16 protein-coding genes and 1 riboswitch are annotated in these 17,886 nt (G+C 55.9%); of the genes, 10 read left to right on the top strand and 6 right to left on the bottom strand.

The window, feature by feature from the left end; translation table 11 throughout:
• Positions 1–37: 37 nt before the first annotated feature.
• On the bottom strand, positions 38–1,606 hold the full coding sequence (locus HCH_RS03570) for an inorganic phosphate transporter (RefSeq protein ID WP_011394761.1): 1,569 nt from the start codon (positions 1,604–1,606) through the stop codon (positions 38–40).
• Positions 1,607–1,777: 171 nt separating this feature from the next.
• Positions 1,778–1,884, top strand: a riboswitch (SAM-I-IV-variant riboswitch).
• Between the two features lie 224 nt (positions 1,885–2,108).
• Between HCH_RS03570 and HCH_RS03565 the strand changes: the two genes are divergently transcribed.
• Together HCH_RS03565 and HCH_RS03560 are read left to right on the top strand one after the other, a co-directional pair.
• Positions 2,109–2,468 carry a hypothetical protein gene (locus HCH_RS03565; RefSeq protein ID WP_011394760.1) on the top strand — a complete coding sequence of 120 codons (360 nt, stop codon included), beginning with the start codon at positions 2,109–2,111 and terminating at the stop codon, positions 2,466–2,468.
• Positions 2,469–2,638: 170 nt separating this feature from the next.
• A complete protein-coding gene (locus HCH_RS03560; protein ID WP_011394759.1) occupies positions 2,639–3,742 on the top strand; it encodes a GGDEF domain-containing protein in 1,104 nt (367 codons plus the stop codon).
• A gap of 5 nt (positions 3,743–3,747) precedes the next feature.
• Here HCH_RS03560 and HCH_RS03555 read toward each other — a convergent pair whose 3' ends face one another.
• Positions 3,748–4,203: an EVE domain-containing protein gene (locus HCH_RS03555; RefSeq protein WP_011394758.1), complete on the bottom strand. Its 456-nt coding sequence runs from the start codon at positions 4,201–4,203 to the stop codon at positions 3,748–3,750.
• Positions 4,204–4,389: 186 nt separating this feature from the next.
• Here HCH_RS03555 and HCH_RS03550 point away from each other — a divergent pair, with 186 nt between their 5' ends.
• Positions 4,390–4,839 carry a flavodoxin gene (locus tag HCH_RS03550; protein ID WP_011394757.1) on the top strand — a complete coding sequence of 150 codons (450 nt, stop codon included), beginning with the start codon at positions 4,390–4,392 and terminating at the stop codon, positions 4,837–4,839.
• 196 nt (positions 4,840–5,035) lie between these two features.
• Entirely contained in the window at positions 5,036–7,654 is a 2,619-nt protein-coding gene (locus HCH_RS03545) for an EAL domain-containing protein (RefSeq protein ID WP_011394756.1), read from the top strand.
• A 5-nt stretch (positions 7,655–7,659) separates the two neighbouring features.
• On the opposite strand, the gene HCH_RS03540 is transcribed toward HCH_RS03545, so the two are convergent.
• Positions 7,660–8,658, bottom strand: a complete 999-nt coding sequence (locus HCH_RS03540) for an MBL fold metallo-hydrolase (RefSeq protein ID WP_011394755.1) — start codon at positions 8,656–8,658, stop codon at positions 7,660–7,662.
• An 86-nt stretch (positions 8,659–8,744) separates the two neighbouring features.
• The gene (gene tesB / locus HCH_RS03535) at positions 8,745–9,608 is read right to left on the bottom strand and encodes an acyl-CoA thioesterase II (RefSeq protein WP_041599192.1); all 864 of its coding nucleotides are present in this window, start codon (positions 9,606–9,608) and stop codon (positions 8,745–8,747) included.
• A gap of 236 nt (positions 9,609–9,844) precedes the next feature.
• On the opposite strand from tesB, the gene HCH_RS03530 reads away from it, so the two are divergent.
• The 3 genes from HCH_RS03530 to rimK all read left to right on the top strand — a co-directional run bounded on the left by HCH_RS03530 (position 9,845) and on the right by rimK (position 12,679).
• Entirely contained in the window at positions 9,845–10,081 is a 237-nt protein-coding gene (locus tag HCH_RS03530; protein ID WP_011394753.1) for a cysteine-rich CWC family protein, read from the top strand.
• Positions 10,082–10,260: 179 nt separating this feature from the next.
• On the top strand, positions 10,261–11,745 hold the full coding sequence (locus tag HCH_RS03525; RefSeq protein WP_011394752.1) for an OmpA family protein: 1,485 nt from the start codon (positions 10,261–10,263) through the stop codon (positions 11,743–11,745).
• 22 nt (positions 11,746–11,767) lie between these two features.
• Complete coding sequence (gene rimK, locus HCH_RS03520) at positions 11,768–12,679, top strand: 30S ribosomal protein S6--L-glutamate ligase (protein ID WP_011394751.1); 912 nt, start codon at positions 11,768–11,770, stop codon at positions 12,677–12,679.
• A gap of 17 nt (positions 12,680–12,696) precedes the next feature.
• On the opposite strand, the gene HCH_RS03515 is transcribed toward rimK, so the two are convergent.
• Together HCH_RS03515 and rd are read right to left on the bottom strand one after the other, a co-directional pair.
• Complete coding sequence (locus HCH_RS03515; RefSeq protein ID WP_011394750.1) at positions 12,697–13,857, bottom strand: NAD(P)/FAD-dependent oxidoreductase; 1,161 nt, start codon at positions 13,855–13,857, stop codon at positions 12,697–12,699.
• A 50-nt stretch (positions 13,858–13,907) separates the two neighbouring features.
• The gene (gene rd / locus HCH_RS03510) at positions 13,908–14,075 is read right to left on the bottom strand and encodes a rubredoxin (protein ID WP_011394749.1); all 168 of its coding nucleotides are present in this window, start codon (positions 14,073–14,075) and stop codon (positions 13,908–13,910) included.
• Positions 14,076–14,310: 235 nt separating this feature from the next.
• Here rd and HCH_RS03505 point away from each other — a divergent pair, with 235 nt between their 5' ends.
• The 3 genes from HCH_RS03505 (at position 14,311) to ubiA (ending at position 17,855) form a co-directional block, all read left to right on the top strand.
• Positions 14,311–14,868, top strand: coding sequence for a hypoxanthine-guanine phosphoribosyltransferase (locus HCH_RS03505; RefSeq protein ID WP_011394748.1), 558 nt, complete (start codon positions 14,311–14,313; stop codon positions 14,866–14,868).
• A 61-nt stretch (positions 14,869–14,929) separates the two neighbouring features.
• Positions 14,930–16,903 (top strand): monovalent cation:proton antiporter family protein, encoded by a 1,974-nt coding sequence (locus tag HCH_RS03500; protein ID WP_011394747.1) that lies wholly within the window; start codon positions 14,930–14,932, stop codon positions 16,901–16,903.
• 49 nt (positions 16,904–16,952) lie between these two features.
• On the top strand, positions 16,953–17,855 hold the full coding sequence (gene ubiA, locus HCH_RS03495) for a 4-hydroxybenzoate octaprenyltransferase (RefSeq protein ID WP_011394746.1): 903 nt from the start codon (positions 16,953–16,955) through the stop codon (positions 17,853–17,855).
• The last annotated feature ends 31 nt before the right edge of the window (positions 17,856–17,886 follow it).

Below are 17,886 nucleotides of genomic sequence, written 5' to 3'. Positions count from 1 at the left end.
GCTCCTTCCGGAGGCCGGGCTTTCATAAGCCTGCCGCCTATGGCAGCAGCATACCGCGAATCATAAAGTACAACAGCGCAGCCAGTAATGCGGACACAGGAACAGTAATAATCCAGGCGGCGACGATCTTCTTGATGCTCGCACGCTTGACCAGCTCTTCCCGATACACATTTTTCAGACGCTTGCGCTCCTCTTTAGTGAGAGGCACGTCTTCTTTGTGCTTCTTGGCCTGCTTCAGCATCTGCTTCATATCTTCCACAGACGCTTTTTCGAAGTTGTTCAGGAATTTCTGCAGCTTTTCTCGCTCCAGACCCGCATGCTCCTCCAGAATAAGGTGCAGCTGGCTGGCGTAATTCACTTTCAGATATTCACGCAGGAAACCAACGCCGAAGACCGCGCCGACAGCAATATGAGTAGAGCTGACCGGCAGGCCCAGCTGCGAAGCCACAATTACCGTGATAGCAGCGGCCAGAGCGATACAGAAGGCGCGGGTCTTGTCCAGCTCGGTAATTTCATTGCCGACCGTCTTGATCAACTTCGGTCCGTATAACAGCAATCCTATCGCGATGCCCAGCGCGCCGACCATCATCACCCATAACGGAATAGACGCCTTTTGCACCACGCCGTGGTTAACAATCGCATCATTGATCGCCGCCAGCGGCCCAATCGCGTTAGCCACGTCGTTGGCGCCATGAGCGAAACTCAGCAACGCCGCCGCAAAGATCAGCGGTACGGTAAACAGTTTGTTGACGCTTTCACGGGTGTTTTCCATTTTCCGCGCAGCGCGTCCCACCATCGGCAACAACGCAAAGTACAGCGCCGCCGAGACTCCCAGACCGATCAGCAAGGCGGTCATGAAATCCAGCTTGATAATATTCTTGGCGCCTTTGAGCAACAGATAAGTTACGAACGCCCACGCCATGATCGCGATAAGCACAGGAACGTAACGACGCGCGGCGCCCAGCTTGTCCTCTTCATACAGCATTGAACGCTTGACGAAGTACAGGGTTCCCGCCGCGATAACGCCGCCCATTGCAGGCGAAATCACCCAGCTGGCCACGATAGCGCCCATCTGTCCCCAGTTCGCAACGCCAAAGCCGCCGGCGGCGATGCCTGCGCCCAGTACGCCGCCAACAATAGAGTGCGTGGTGGACACTGGCGCGCCCAGATAGGTCGCCACGTTCAGCCACAACGCGCCGGCCAGCAGCGCCGCCATCATCAGCCAAATGAAAGTAGTGGAATCTTGAATGAAGTCGGGATTGATAATGCCATTCTTGATAGTGCTGACTACGTTGCCTCCGGCGACCAGCGCGCCCAGCGCTTCAAATATCGCCGCCAGCGCCAGCGCGCCCAGCAGCGTGATCGCTTTCGAGCCTACAGCGGGGCCCATATTATTGGCTACGTCGTTGGCGCCGATGTTCAGCGCCATATAACCGCCAATCATAGCGGCGACTACAAGCAGGTATCCTCCCTCAAGATCGCCGATCCGAAGGTTGGTGTAAATCAGGATGCCCAGAATAAAAAGTAGCGCAATACCAATGCGGGCCAGTTCCTGCTGCCCACTGGAGGCGGCTTCTTCCAACTGGCCCAGGTTGCGAAACTCCATCAGATATTCCCCTCAGTAAATTTGAAGGCGCAACTTTAACAAAACAGTCATCTGATGGACATAGTCCAAAATCGCGGAAATAACGGCTATTAACGGGGAAAATCCTGGAAGATTGAGCTGCCTCTCGCCAGGTTATTGATTCAACCGATTATTTTGTATACATTAAGCGAGTTCGTGCATCAAGAGAAGGACTGACGTCCTCACCAACCTGCCGACCTGGGCAAGGTGGTGCCAGAACCGATACAGGAAACATTTTGTTTAAGTCAATAATGTCGATTACCAAACGAATTACCAAGGGCATGTTACCAACCGGTAAATAAGCCCCCGATCGTTTGCGCCTCATTAGGCAATAGACATTAGAAAACCTCCCACGTGCGGGAATGACTTAACAAAAAACTGTTTTCCGGGTTCTGAGATGTGGCCATCCTGGCAACTCACAGGCAAGCCCCACGTCAGTTCTCGCACGTTTTAATCGATAGTATTAACGTGGAGAACCAAGAACATGTCATTAACTGCTTCATTAGCAGATCAAGCTGAGGCTCACGAGCTTCAGAATCAGCCCGAGCTACCGCCGCCCAGTCTGGAACAGCTTCTCACGTCCGGCGCGACGATCAGCCACTGCATTCACCTTTGCCCTCTGCATGTCTGGATGGCGCAAGGCTCATACCGATGCAAGACCCAGGGAGTCCAAGCCAGCTTTTGGGTTTACGCAGAATACCGCGATCGCCGCGGCGCCAGCCGTTACGCCAGCTTTCGGTTCGCCTCCGCGCAACAGGCCCTGGACTTCGTACGCTTCAGACTGACCGCTATGGCGCTGCCGGCCATCAGCTCAGAGCAAAGCCATCGCCGCCCGTTAGGTTAATCCGACGGGCGCCGCCTGATTTCCTGGCCTTCCGCCGACCTCCGCCGTCGCATTCCGAAATAATATTTAACAGTTGTTGCGGGAAATACCTGATAGTGTCGGCAATTTATCGAATATATGTGGACTATAATAGAAACAGTCACTTGCAGAGGCGGCCATAACAATAAAACATGACAGAGCGTAACCGCAAAACCAACTTTCATCTGTTAAGCGCAGTCCTCGACGAAGAAGCCAAGGTCGTTAGCGTCATTAAAGCGCTGGCTTATGCGGCGTCCTTCATGTCCTTCGTTATTGGCGTGAAGTCCTGGCTGTGGACCCATACTGCGCACGCATCCGCGCTATTTTTGTTTTGCGCGTTGATGCTCATGAATGTGATTTCCTACAACCGCACTCTCAATCAGCAACTGTTCAAAACCCTGTTTTTATGGCTGGTGGGGCTGTTGTTCCTGTATCTCATCGCCGGCGGCGGCGAGAGCAATACCGGCATTCTGTGGTTTTACGTGTTTCCTCCCTTCGTCTTCTATGTGGCGGGACTGCGCACCGGCAGTTGGATGTTGATTATTATGGTGGCGCTGATCGCCATTATCTTCCGCTTTCCGGAACTTCCCTGGGTGCGCACCGTCTACAACCTGGATTTTCAACTCCGCTTCGCCGCCACCGTTTCCTTCGTCTCGGTCTTTGCATTTGTGATGGATCACTCCCGACGCAAGGCGCGTCAGGAGCTGATCAATATGGCGCGTCTATATGAAAAAGCGGCCCGCACAGATGAGCTGACCCAATTGCCGAACCGACGCGACATGCAACAGCAGCTTGAGAAAGAGTATTTTCGCTACAAACGCCACGGCAGCCATTTTTCAGTGATCCTGCTGGATATCGATCACTTCAAGATGATTAACGACACTTACGGCCATGACGCCGGCGACTTCGTGCTGATGAAAATTTCAGAGTTATTGGTCAACGCCTGCCGCAAAATGGACATGGCGGCGCGCTGGGGCGGAGAAGAGTTTCTCATTCAATTGCCGGACACGTCATTGGTGCAGGCCCTGACGCTGGCGGAAAGGCTGCGCAAGAGCATCGAAGCCAGTCCGTTGCAATACAAAAATCAAGAGATCCGCTACACCATCAGTTGCGGCGTGTGCTCCATCAGTCAGGCGAAAGATCTCGCCTCGCTATTGAAACAGGCGGACGTCAATCTGTATCAGGCCAAAATTAAAGGCCGCAATATGGTGATCCCATTGGTTGTGCAAAAAGCCAGTGAGGATGAACCCGTTTAGGCGCGTCACGCCATCGCCATGATCGTTTCCCACTCATGGGGCTGCACCGGCATAACGGAAAGGCGACTGCGTTTGACCAGCGCCATATCCTGCAGCGCCGGGTTCAGCTTCATCTCCGCCAGCGGGACGACCTTGTTCAGTTTGCGCACGAATCTCACTGAGACGCACCACCAGCGGGGGTTTTCCTCCGTGGACTTGGGGTCGTAATAAGGCGACTCCGGATCAAAAGAAGACGGGTCCGGATAGGCTTCCCGACAAACTTCCGCTATGCCCGCCACGCCCGGTTCGGGGCAACTGCTGTGATAGATGAATACCTGATCGCCCACTTTCATATCGTCGCGCATGAAGTTACGCGCCTGATAATTACGCACGCCATCCCAGCCTGAGACGCCGTCCGGCGAGTTCGCCAGATCATCAATGCTGAATGCGTCAGGTTCAGTTTTCATCAGCCAGTACGCCATAGTTTGTCCTCCTGTAGAGCTGCGGGATGGCGGGGCCTAAACAATAAATGCAAATCCAACAAAATTCTAATACGGCGCACGCATATGTAATTCCTGATGGCGACGCTTAAAATTCCTGGCGCGGATGCTTACAATACCCGACTGAATTAATCGGACATTAAATCGTCCCAGTAACCGGGAAAGAGCATGAAAAAGATTGTTATCTGCGTCGGCACTGTATACGGCGCGGCATTGGAAACCGCCGAGGCGGTGCAAAAGGCGCTGAATGATAAAGAATATGAAGCCAGGGTGGCGCAAAATCCCACTCTGGAAGACATCACGGAAGCGGACTCCGCTGCGCTGATCTGCACCTCCACCACCGGCAGCGGCGACTTACCTGACAATATTGCGCCCTTATACACAGCGCTAACCACCCAGTTTCCCAATATCGTCGGCAAACCCTTTGGCCTCATCACTCTGGGCGACAGCTCATACTTCGACAGTTATTGCGGCGCCGGAGAGCAAATGGAGCACGCCATGACCGAGCTGGCGGCAGTCAAAGTAGGTGAAGAGCTCAAGATCGACGCGATGGAAACCACTGATCCGGCGGAAGAAGCCGTCGCCTGGGCGCTGGAGTGGGCGCAGCAGTTGCCGTAATCCCTTCCCTCGCGCGTCTCCCGCCGCCACTCGCAGGCCATTGACCTTCAATGGTCTGCGCTCCATCCCTCCCAATAAGCGCCCAAGGTTGGCGCGAACGCCTATCCCTACCTAATCTTAAGTTGTAATCACCGCCTTCGCTTCTCCCCATTACGGTCATTGTGGGGCGACGCTAATTGCAGAACCTAAAAGAACAATGCCCAACATAAAAACGTTCCTGCTGCTAAGCCTGCTTATATTAAGCGCCCATTGTCTGGGGGAGACGGAGACGCCGCGCAACTATGTCAGCACAGAGAACAGCGCTATCCCCATTATCGCTTATTGGCGCGACGCCAGCGGAGAGGAAACTATTGAAGGCCTGCGCGGCCATACTGAGCGTCCCTGGGAGACCATCGCCGCCAATCACGCCAACTTCGGCTACACCAAAGACAGCTTCTGGTTTCGCTTCCTTCTCGCCAACGACACCGATAAATCGAAACGCCGCCTTCTGGTGGTGAGAGCGCCCCATCTGGATGACGTTCTATTCGCCGAACTGGTCAACGGCGAGGTCGTCCGGCGCAGCCAGACCGGCGAATATTATCCGTTCAGTCAGCGGGAAACCCTGCACCCTCTTTATATCTATCCCGTGGAACTGGAGCCCGGCGAATCCCATGAGTTTTTGTTCCGCATCCAAAGCGAGGGCTCTCTGAGCCTGCCGCTGGAGATATGGAAGGAAGATGCGTTTTACCTGCGCAATGATCGGGAAGCGCTCACCCACGGCCTTTATTACGGCTTCCTGCTCTTCGTGGTCACGTTCAACCTGTTTATTTTCCTGGCGCTCCGAGAGCCCATGTATCTGTTCTATGTCATCTTTACCTTGATGATTCTGCTGGTGCAGGCGACGCTGCAAGGCCGCACCTTCCAGTTCCTCTGGCCTAACGTACCGCAGTTGCAGAACTTCACTATCCTGGTCTCCGTGCCGCTAATCGCGCTATCGGCGGCGGAGTTTTCCCGACGTTTCCTTAAACTGCCCGTCATGGCGCCGCGCCTGAATTACCTTCTAATCGGCGTCAGTATCGCCGGGGTGGCCTCGATCATCGGCGTATTCGCCGCGCCTCCGCACCTGTCAAAAGGCGTATCCACCGCGTTAGTGCTGGTCACAGACCTGATTCTCGTCATTATTGGGCCCTACCTCTGGTGGAAGGGCGTGCGCTCCGCTCGCCTGTTTACCTGCGCCTGGCTGATGTTAGAGCTGGGGGCCAGTTTGACCCTGTTGCTGGTCTTGGGCGTTGTCCCGCATAACCTACTGACCGCCTACGGCTTCGAAATCGGCTCCGCCGCAGAAGCCGTGCTGCTGTCGGTCGCCATTGTGGAGCGCATTTACGTTGAGCGGAACGAGCGCCTCAAAGCCCAGGAACAAATCATCGAAGAGCAGCAGGAACTGCAGTTGCTGGAGCAGCGTCGTCTATATGAAGCAACCCACAGTCAGGTCACAGAGCTGCCCAGCCGCGCCTACCTGGAACGCTTCATCGCCGATCGCATTAGCGCCCAGCCAGGCTCCGCCTTTATGGCCTGTCTGATCAGCCTTCAACGTTACCGTGACATCGACCGTACCCTGGGTAATGAAAACGCCCGTCAGCTGATGTATCAGATCGCCCACCAGCTCAATGAGTTCGTGGAAACGCTGGACGGCGTTATCTCTATCGAGCATTCCGTACAGGGGCCGCTTTATGTCGCCTCACTGGATGAAATCACGCTGGCGATGCTGCTGGAACAGCGCCGCAACAGTGAAGCCGAGCAGGAAGTGCAGGCCCTGTCGAAATTTCTGGGGCAGCGCATCCAGTTTGGCTACCTTTCTCTTGATCTTGATCCGCGCTTTGGCCTGGCCGCCTACCCCCATCACACGGACAGCGCTGAAGGCCTGTTGAGATTGGCGCGTATCGCCTTGGACGCGACTCATCACAGCAAGGGCTGCGCTGCGGTCTATCAGTCCCAATACAACCCTTACAGCGAGCGGCGTCTCACTTTACTGGCGGAGCTGGACAAAGCCATCGACGCCAACAAGCTCTGTCTGCATTTTCAGCCTCAATTGGACATTGAGGCTGATGTCATTACCGGATTTGAGGCGTTGATCCGCTGGACTCATGATGATTTCGGTCAGATATTCCCCGACGAGTTCATCCCGTTAGCAGAGCAGGCTGGCCATATCACCAAACTCACTCTTTGGGTAATCAGGCAGGCTCTGCTCCATTTACAGGAATTAAGCCAGGCAGGCTACGATGACATCGGCATAGCGGTGAACATATCCATGGTGGATCTGGAGAACGACAGTTTTATCGAGAAAGTGCAGCGACTACTGGAAGGCTCCAGCGTCGCCCCCGCACGGCTGACGCTGGAGCTGACAGAGACCGCATTGATGCAAGACCCCGAGGGCGCGCTATCGGCGTTACAAGCCCTGCGAGCAGCTGGCGTATTGATTGCCCTGGATGACTTCGGCGTGGGTTATTCCTCCCTCTCCTACATCAAGAAGCTGCCTCTGCATAAGGTGAAAATAGATCGCTCGCTGGTTTCCGATCTCGCCAGCGAGCCGGACGCCAGCGTCGTAGCGCGCACCGCCATTGATATGTCTCATGGCCTGGGCTATGAGGCCATTGCGGAAGGCGTAGAGGATATTGAAGCGCTCAATCTATTGCGCTCCATGCACTGCCGCTACATTCAGGGCTACTGGCTGGCCCGGCCGATGCCCTGGGAGTTCGCCATTGAGTGGCTGCGCACCTACGCCGCCCACGCCCGGGAGCGGGCGGCGGAACGGGATATACGCGCCAAATCCGGCTGAGGCGGTTACAAAACGGATATGTCGCGGGTTTCGCCAATTTTCATAACCCGCCTTTGCGGCCCTGAGCCAGGAACCAGAAAGCGATCTCTCGGTTCCCAGAACGGCTCAGTGGTCAATCTCACTGTGCCCCAGTGCATCCCCACCAAGCGCGCCGCCTTCAGATCCCTGCCCATTGAAATCGCCTCTTCCGGGCTGGCGTGAACCCCTGCGAAAACTTCCCTCGGGGCATAGGCGCCGATGGGTACAAGGGCGATATCATAGGGCCCGGTCAACTCGCCAATGCGTTTAAACTCGTCACCATAGCCAGTATCGCCGGCGAAGAAGCACTTAACTCCCCCTCCTTCTATGGCGAAGCTCGCCCACAATGTCTGATCCGCATCCCAGAGCGAACGTCCGGAAAAGTGGTAAGCCGGCAACGCGGTATAGTGTACGCCTTGAATCCGGCAGCTTTGATACCAATCCAGTTCGACGATCTTAGGGTATCCCAGGCGGATAAAATCCGGGCGCAATCCCAGGGTAGTGACCACCTGGACGCTTTCCTTATTCTTCACTCTCGCCAGAGTCGATGCGTCGAAGTGATCATAATGATTGTGAGACATGACGATGACGTCTATGTGCAGGTCTTCAATCTGCAGCGGCGACGCCACCAGACGTTTGGGGCCACTGAAGCGCAGGGGAGACGCCCGCTCGCCCAGGAACGGATCGGTGAGTATCGCCTGATCGCCCAGGCGCAGATAGAAACAGGACTGCCCCAGCCAGGTCAGACTTTGCTGCGCCTGCGCCGCCGCCAGTTCCGCCTTCGCCGCATCCCGCAGCAGGCAATGGTCGTGAGTGGCGCGCACCGGATCATTGCCATGACGAAACAGCTCCCACAGTACTTTCGCCATCTCCGAAGAATGCCGGCCGTCGTGATGGCCTCCTGGCGGCGACCGAAAGCGACCGCCTACATGGTGGGGGCGATTGCGGTACGCGTGGGGAACATCCAGATCCAGTATTTTGGTCATGCGCCAGTCTCTCAGTGATTACAGAAGTCTTCCGCCCCGAATTCTCTGGAGGCGTTTAATGTTACGAATAAAGCATACTCTGTGGCTCAATCCATACGTCGACGAATCAACGCCTCCTGCGCGGTGGAAGCCACCAACCGGCCTGAGCGGTCATAAATCAGTCCGCGATTAAAGCCGCGTCCGTGGGAGGCGCTGGGACTGTCCATCGCGTAAAGCAACCAGTCATCCACACGAAAATCGCGATGAAACCAGACCGCATGATCCAGACTCGCCACCTGCATGCCCCGTTGGAAAAAGGAAACGCCATGGGGATGCAGACTGGTTCCCAGCAAACCGAAATCCGATGCGTAAGCTAATACGCAATGGTGCCAGCGCACGCCTTCAGGCATATCGCGCACCGCACGAAACCAATTGTACTTTTTCGGCTCCTGCTTCTCAGGATTCAGAGGGTTGACCGGATTCAGCGGGCGAATCTCTATCGGGCGCTCGCGGGTCAACTGTTCACGGCGGCTCTCAGGGATCAGATCCTGGAAGCGACGACGCATCTCCAGCTCCGATACGATGTCCTCCGGTCCAGCTACATCAACCATCGGCTCCTGATGCTCAAACCCCTGTTCAGGCGTCTGGAACGAAACCATGAGAGTAAGTATTTCCTTACCATGCTGACGGGCGGCGACGCGTCTGGCGCTGAAAGAGCGGCCATCCCGGATCGGCGTCACCTCATAAATAATGTCATGATCCGGATCGCCGGCGCGCAGAAAGTAAGCATGCAGGCTATGGGCGACCCGCGTCTCATCGACAGTGCGATAGGCCGCCATCAGCGCCTGACCGACGACCTGGCCGCCAAATACATTCTTGAATCCCAGGTCTTCGCTTGATCCTTGGAACAGGCAATCGTCAAGCGCGCGCAACTGCAACAAATCCAACAATTTCTGGACTACATCGTTCATCTTGCTTTCCTGTTTGAATAGGTCATAAAACTTTAACTGACCGCCGGCCAGCAGTAAATCAACCTGCTTCCCCCGACGGCTTGCGTCGAATTTCAAATGCTCCTAACCTAAAGCAAGTCGCCTTATGGCGGACCTCTCGTCCTCTATATTGACTTGGAAGACGCCAAAGTATAAAAAGCAGCCGCAGCTATCGGGCTGGCTAACAATCAATACTACAGCTTCCGGAGACCGGCAAAATGAAAAACGCCGTCAATATCGCCTTTCCCGACCCCGCTTATTCACACGCCTGCCCAGGTTGCGGTCGTCCGGCTCAATGCGACCTGGAAAAAGGCAAGTCCACATGTTGGTGCTTCTCCCTCCCGCCTTCGGGACTGACCTCCGAGTTATTCGCGGAAGGCGCGAAGTGTTACTGCAGAAGCTGTCTGAACGAGCGCCTGAAAGCAAAACAAAGCGAAGCGGATGCGGCTGGCTGAGCCTCTCCGAATATAATGATAATCCAGGTTTGGTAAACTTTGGCCCGGCGTCATTTTAAGCTAGTATGCCAGCCAAATAACGTACAACAGAACGACATAAAAAAGTTCAACCGGGGAAGACAGATAGTCTCTGCATCCGGCTATATCGCCGCCTCAAATCAAACACGGACTACCGAATAATGTTTATTTCCAAAAAGCTATATCGACTCTTCACCGCCACCTCTCTGGCCCTGGCTATCGCAGCCTGCAGCAGCACACCGGTGCTGAAACAGGAACCCGCCGCCGTATCTTTAGATGAGGCGAAGCAGCTATACGCTCAAATGGAAACCTCGCGCGACAACGACGTGCACCTGTATGCGCCGGACGCTTATGGAAAAGCCGTGGAAGCCTATAATGAAGCGCTGGAGCTCTCCCGCAGCAAACCGACCGTCGCCGCCGCCAAGGCGCAAGCGGGACTGACCTACGCCGCCCAGGCGGAGAAGCAGGCGGACGCCGCCCGCGGGAAGCTGCAAGCCATTGAGAACGCCCGTCAGGCGGCGATGACCGCAAACGGAGAGGAGTTGCTCGGAGATGAGTTCGCTTCCGCCGACAAGCAATTGCGCGACATCGCCGCGCAACTTGAGAAGCAGCCAGGCGCCGACAACAATAAAGCCCAGACCGCCCTCGCAGGCGTATACCGGGATATCGAACTGCGCTCACTTAAACTGGACGTGACAGGCAAAGCCCGCAAGGCGATTGAGCAGGCTCGCAAAGAAGACATCGACGACCACGCCCCCAAAACCCTGCGGGTAGCGGAAGAGGAAATGCTGCTGGCGCTGTCCACATTGGAAAATGACCGCAGCCAACAGGAAAAAGCCCGGCGCCACGCCAACAACGCCCTGACCCAGGTGCAACACGCCCGCGCTATCGCCGCCCAGGCCGCAGACTTTGAAGCTAGAGACGCCAGCCTGGAAGACATTTTACTCTGGCATGAGGCCAGGCTGGCTGAGGCCGTGCAGCCTGTGGTTTCTGAAATTCCTTTCGAGAAAGGGTCCGCGCAAGTTAAAGAATCCATCAACGAGGCACTGAATCGCCTGCAGCAGGAGAAACTGACCCTGCGTCATGCTTTGACGGAAGCGGAAGTCCGCGAGGTACAAAGCGCAGCCAGTCTGGAAACCATGAAGCAGGAAATGGAGCAGAAGCTGCTGGCGGTCCAGTTGGAGACCGACGCGGTCAAACGCGCCAACGAGGAGATTCAACGCCGTTTTGAGTTTGTCCAAGAGCTGTTTACCCTGACGGAAGCCGACGTTTACCGGCAAAACGCCAATGTGCTGATCCGCGCTCATGGTTTCAAATTCGCCTCCGGCTCCAGCGAAGTGCAACGTGACAACGTCACCCTGCTGAACAAAATCATCGACGCAATTGAAGCCTTCCCCAATTGCAAAATTCGCATTTCCGGTCATACTGACAACCGCGGCGACCGGGCCCTGAACCAGTCTCTTTCTGAGAAGCGCGCCAGCAACGTCGCCAAGTTCCTCGCCAATGTCGGCAGCATAGATTCCAGCCGGATAGAAGCAGAAGGCTTCGGAGCATCACGTCCGGTGGCGAACAATGACACCAAAGAAGGGCGCGCGGCTAATCGCAGAGTTGAAGTGCTGATTATCAACGACGCCAATCTACCTTAGTTCAATATTTCCTTGGTAACTTATGAAAATAGCCATTTTGTCGCGCAATCCTTCCCTTTATTCCACCTCACGTTTAAAGGAGGCAGGTGAAAAAAGGGGGCATGAGGTGCATGTAATCGACACGCTGCGTTGTTACATGAACATGGCGACCCATAAACCCACCATCCATTACCAGGGTCAGGTGCTGGAAGGGTTCGACGCCATCATTCCCCGGATCGGCGCCTCCATCACTTTCTACGGCACGGCGGTGTTGCGCCAGTTTGAAATGATGGGAGTCTTTCCGTTGAATGAGTCCGTGGCCATCTCACGCGCCCGCGACAAATTGCGCTCTTTGCAATTACTCTCACGCAAAGGCGTGGGCATGCCCGTCACCGGGTTCGCCCACTCCCCTGACGACATTCGCGACCTGATCTCCATGGTCGGCGGCGCGCCGCTGGTTATCAAGTTGCTGGAAGGCACGCAAGGCATCGGCGTGGTTCTGGCGGAAACCCGCAAGGCCGCGGAAAGCGTCATCGAAGCCTTTATGGGCTTGAAAGCCAACATTCTGGTGCAAGAGTTCATCAAGGAAGCTGGCGGCGCCGATATCCGCTGCTTCGTCGTCGGCGACAAAGTCGTCGCCGCCATGAAAAGACAGGCGCAGCCGGGCGAGTTTCGCTCCAACCTGCACCGGGGCGGCCAGGCGTCCGTCATCAAGATTACCCCGGAAGAACGCTCGACAGCGGTGAGAGCCGCCCGCGTCATGGGCTTAAACGTAGCCGGCGTCGACCTGCTGCGCTCCAATCATGGTCCGTTGGTGATGGAGGTGAACTCTTCGCCCGGCCTGGAAGGTATAGAAACCGCGACGGGCAAGGATATCGCCGGCCTGATTTACTCATTTATCGAGAAGAAGAGTCAGGAGAAGAAGCCCAGCACCCGCACCAAAGGTCAGGGCTGAGCCGGTGAGGGCCCCGTTCAGTCGTTATGAATGGGGTCCAATTGCTGAGCCAGTTTCTGCTTTTCCATCACATGCGAGCCGGTTAGCGCAAACCCTTCCAGCGCGCCGTCAGCATTAACGAACAGGGCCCTCACGTCACAGTCGCCAGACTGCTCCACTCGCCATTCGCCTTCGGCGCCAACTGGAGGCGGAGCCACTACGACCGGACAGGCGGGGGTTTTCACCACTACCGGCATTACCCCGTAACTGACTTTGGTAGGCTCGCCAGCCAGACTTTTCGCCAACGCTTTAGCGCAGGCCATCAAAGGCAGCACGTATAAAAGTACATGGCCGTCCACTTCCGCGCAGTCGCCTAATGCATAGATGTCCGCTGCGCTGGTGCGCATTTCCCGGTCCACTACGATACCGCGGTTAACCTGAACGCCAGCGTGCTTGGCTAGCGTCGTACGCGGCCGCAGTCCTACGGCTGACAACACGATATCCGCCTGCACTTTGACCCCGTTATCCAGCGTCAATTCCACGCCATCGCCCGCCTCCTCCACCGCCGTCGCCACCTGCCCCAAATGAAAGACCGCGCCCTGCGCCTGTAAGCCTTTCACCACCGCATCGCCAGCCGCCTTTGGCAGCATCCCGGGCAGCGCGGTATCGGAAGGCGCAATCAGTTCGACGTGATAACCTCCCTGTAACAGATCGTTGGCGAACTCACAGCCAATCAGACCCGCGCCAAGAATCGCAACTTTCTTCTTGTCATGCAGAGCGTCCCGGATGCGTCGGTAGTCCATCAGATCGTTGACCGCGAACACCTTGCCTGCGCCGGAGCCGGGAATATTCAGATGAATAAGATCCGCGCCCCAGGCCAATACCAGCTTGCTGTACGCCACCGCCTCTTCGCCGATAAACAGACGATGTCCGTCCGGATCAAGCGCCGTCACCGTCGCGAAGGTGCGCACATCAATATTGAGTTGCTCCGCCATCTTGCCGGGATCGGCCATGGACAGCTGATCCGCGGTTTTAGCCTTGGCGAAGCCGGTGGAGAGCATGGGCTTGGAGTATGAGTGGCCGTCGTCCGCCGTCAGCATCAGCACTGGCGCGTCTTTGTTGAGTTTGCGGAACTCACGGGCCAGCGTATAGCCGGCGAGGCCGGTTCCGATAATGACAATGGGCGCAGTATCCGGCATGACATATCCTTTTAATTTTCAGTAGAGAGTTGAGCGGCTTAGAGAGCGAATTAACCGATTTGAATCATTTCAAAGTCTTCTTTGCCGACGCCGCAGTCTGGACAAATCCAGTCTTCCGGCACATCTTCCCAGCGAGTTCCGGGAGCGATACCGTCTTCGGGCCAGCCTTCCGCCTCATCATAAATGTATCCGCACACCACACATTGCCATTTACGCATCACAGTATCCTATTCAATTTTGTCAAAAAAGCCGCAAAGAGCTTCTTATTTATGGTAAAACGCCTGATTCACAGTGAGTGCATTTATAAGGTTCCGGCAGGCATTGATCAAGTCATTCCGGGGCTAAATCGTTATACTAGCCGTTGTTGGGACGCCAGCGTCGCCGACAAAGCCTATAACTTATTCAGAATCTTAGAAAATTCATCATTACAACGGTAACTCTCAGGTAATTCCAATGTCCCATAATATGGAAAACATGCAGCAGGTATTTCAGGAAGCAGACTGCCTTTTCGACGAAGCACAGGTAGACCAGGCTATTGAGCGCCTGGCGCAGGAAATCACGGCGCAGCTGAAAGACAGCAACCCTTTGGTGTATTGCGTGATGACCGGCGGCGTCGTGTTCGCAGGCAAGCTGCTGCCCAAGCTGCGCTTTCCTCTGGAAGTCAGTTATATTCACGCTACCCGCTATAACAACCAGACCAGCGGCGGCGGTCTGAAATGGAAAGTGGAGCCGGCGGAAACCCTGGAAGGGCGCACAATTCTGATCCTCGACGATATTCTTGATGAAGGGACCACTTTGCACGCCATCTGCGACTACTGCGAGGGCAAGCAACCGGAGAAAGTCTACACCGCCGTACTGGTGGACAAGCAGCATGAACGCAAAGTCTATCCCGGCCAGAAGTGCAACTTCACTGGCCTGGAAGTCGCCGACCGCTATATATTCGGTTACGGCATGGACTACAAAGGCTACTGGCGCAATGCGCCTGGCATTTACGCCGTAAAAGGCCTTTAAGCCGAGCCCGCCCGGGCGCTAAACCAATTCACTAACAGGCGATGTTGGTTCCTTACCTCTTATGCATGAAGCTAATCTGAGTCAGTTTTTGGTGCTGATAACCGCGGCGGTCGTCGTATCGTCGCTGTTCCGGCGCATGAACATTCCCTCTGTCCTGGCTTACCTCGCGGTGGGTCTCGGCGTCGGTCCCACCGCTTTGGGCTGGGTGGACGACGTGGAAACCATCCAGGTGCTGGCGGAGTTTGGCGTGGTTTTCCTGCTGTTCTCCCTTGGGCTGGAGTTCTCCCTGGCTAAGATGATTGCTTTACGCAAGGTGGTGTTCAACCTGGGCGGCTGGCAAGTCGCTGTGAGCAGCCTGGTGATATTTGGCGTCGCCCGGCTGTTCCAAGCCAGTACGGAAGAGGCCATTATCATCGCCGGAGCCCTGGCGCTTTCCTCTACAGCGGTAGTCAGCAAAGAGCTGGTGCAGCGTAACGAACTGGGCCAGCCTCACGGCGTCATGTCCATGGGTGTGTTGCTGTTCCAGGATCTGGCGGCGGTTATCTTCTTGATTCTGATTCCGTTCCTGGCCGGAGGCTCGGATAGCTCACTGGCCTTGGCTCTTGCTATCACCCTGGGTAAAGGCGTGCTGTTGTTCGCCCTGATGCTGGCCATCGGCAAGTACCTGCTGCCGATTATTTTCACGGAAGTCGCCAAGTCTCATTCGGAGGAGCTGTTCGTTCTGACTGTGCTGATGGTGTCCCTGCTTGCGGCGGCGTTAACCCACAGCTTTGGCTTATCCATGGCGCTGGGCGCTTTCATCGCCGGCATGATGCTGTCGGAGACCCATTATAAACATCAGATCGAGGCGGATATCCGTCCGTTCCGCGACCTTCTGCTGGGCCTGTTCTTTATCAGCGTGGGTATGATCGTCGACTTTCAGGAAGTGCTCGCCAACTGGCCGTGGATCTTACTTATCACCGCCCTGCTCCTGCTGGCCAAGGCGACGCTGATCGGCGCCCTCGCCTATCGCCATCAGAAAGACAGAGCCGTCGCGCTGAAAACAGGACTTTATCTGGCTCAGGGCGGCGAGTTTGGCTTCGCCCTGTTTGCGCTGGGAGAAAAGTTCCAACTCATATCCAAGCAAGCCGGCGCAGTAGTGATCACCACGGTCATTCTCAGCATCACCCTGACGCCCTGGCTGATGAATCTGGCTCGCCATCTCAGCGCCAGATTCCCGTCCAATAAAGACCAGGGCATAGCCCAGACCCGTGTGGAAGCGCTGACTGACGCCTGTTCCGAGCTGGAAGGACACGCCATCGTATGCGGTTTTGGTCGCGTTGGCCAAACCGTCGCCCGTTTCATGCGCCGTAGCGCCATGCCCATGACCGCCGTGGATAAAGACCCGGTGCGAGTAAAAGAAGCGGCCGCCGCGGGCGAACCAGTCCACTTTGGCGATTCCGAGCGATTGGATATCCTCAAGGCCCTGGGCCTGGAGAGAGCACGACTGATTATCATTACTTACGCGGATGTGGACAAAAGCCTGGCGGTGATCCGTAAGGTGCGCTCCACCGGCTCTAAAGTGCCTATTCTGGTGCGCACCGCGGATGACTCCAAGATGCCCTTGCTGCAGGAAGCAGGCGCCACGGAGATCGTGCCGGAGACGCTGGAGGCCAGCTTGATGTTGGTGACTCAAGTGCTTACTCTTATGGGCGCGCCGGCCAGGAAGATCCATCGTCAGATTGAGGAAGTGCGCCGTAACCGCTACAAAATGCTGCATGGTTATTACCCGGGCATTAACTCCCAGTTGGTCAGCGCTGACGGTACGCCGCTGGAAAAACTGCATGCGCTAACGCTGCCGGACGGCGCTTACAGCTGTCATCGCACTCTGGCGCAGATGAAGCTGGCGGCCTGCAATGTCGACAGTATTCGGCGCGGAGATGAGGAGTTCTTCGACCCTGCCGGCGACTTTGTTCTGCAGCCCGGCGATACACTGATTCTGCATGGTTCGGCGGATCAGGTTGAACAGGCGGAAAACAGGTTGCTGGGCGGCTGAGCTTGAACGCAGTTTCAAACCACACACTAAATCAGGATTCTGTTTGGCTATGAAATCCCAAGGGCGTCCACTTCCATCCGTAGCGGAGCAATTCAAAGCAAGATTGCCTGTTTATATCGGCCTCACGCGACTGAACCGCCCTATCGGAACTTACCTGCTGCTTTGGCCGACGCTGTGGGCGCTATGGCTGGCGTCAGAAGGAGCCCCCTCACTCAAAAACCTGTTCATCTTCGTTTTCGGCGTGCTACTGATGCGCTCCGCCGGCTGCGTCATCAACGACTACGCTGATCGCCGTATAGACATGCACGTCGAGCGTACAAAAGGCCGTCCGTTTGCGCAGAACCAGGTGACGGAAAAAGAGGCGCTTACCTTATTCGGCATTCTAGTTGGCGTTTCTTTTATCCTGGTGCTGTTCACCAACGCCTTGACGATTTACCTCTCAGCCGGAGCGCTGGCGCTGGCCTCCACTTACCCTTTCATGAAACGCCACACTTACCTGCCCCAGGTCGTACTGGGCGCGGCCTTCGCCTGGGGCATCCCCATGGCTTTCGCCGCAGAACTCGACGCAGTGCCACAGCAAGCATGGCTCTTGTATACCGCGACCGTGGTGTGGACCGTCGCTTACGACACCATGTACGCGATGGCGGACCGGGAAGACGACCTCAAAATCGGGGTCAAGTCCACGGCTATTCTATTTGGCGAGGCGGATCGCGCAGCCGTGGCGGGCCTGCAGGTATTGACCCTGGGCGTGCTGTTCATGGTTGGCGCGCAACACGAACTGGGCGTTTATTATCAGGTGTCTCTAATCATCGTCGCCGTGCTGTTTGTGTATCAACAACACTTGATTCGCGACCGCAGCTCCCAGCACTGTTTCAAGGCGTTCCTCAACAATCACTGGGTCGGAGCCGCCGTTTTCCTTGGTTTGGTTCTGGAGTTTTTATTCCGCCCCTAGGCTTACCCCGCTTCGCTTTGCCCGGCTATAA

Source organism: Hahella chejuensis KCTC 2396 (assembly GCF_000012985.1).
GTDB classification, from domain to species: Bacteria; Pseudomonadota; Gammaproteobacteria; order Pseudomonadales; family Oleiphilaceae; genus Hahella; species Hahella chejuensis.
Note: the sequence above shows the minus strand (reverse complement) of the source record. Positions and strands in the feature narration are given on the sequence as shown.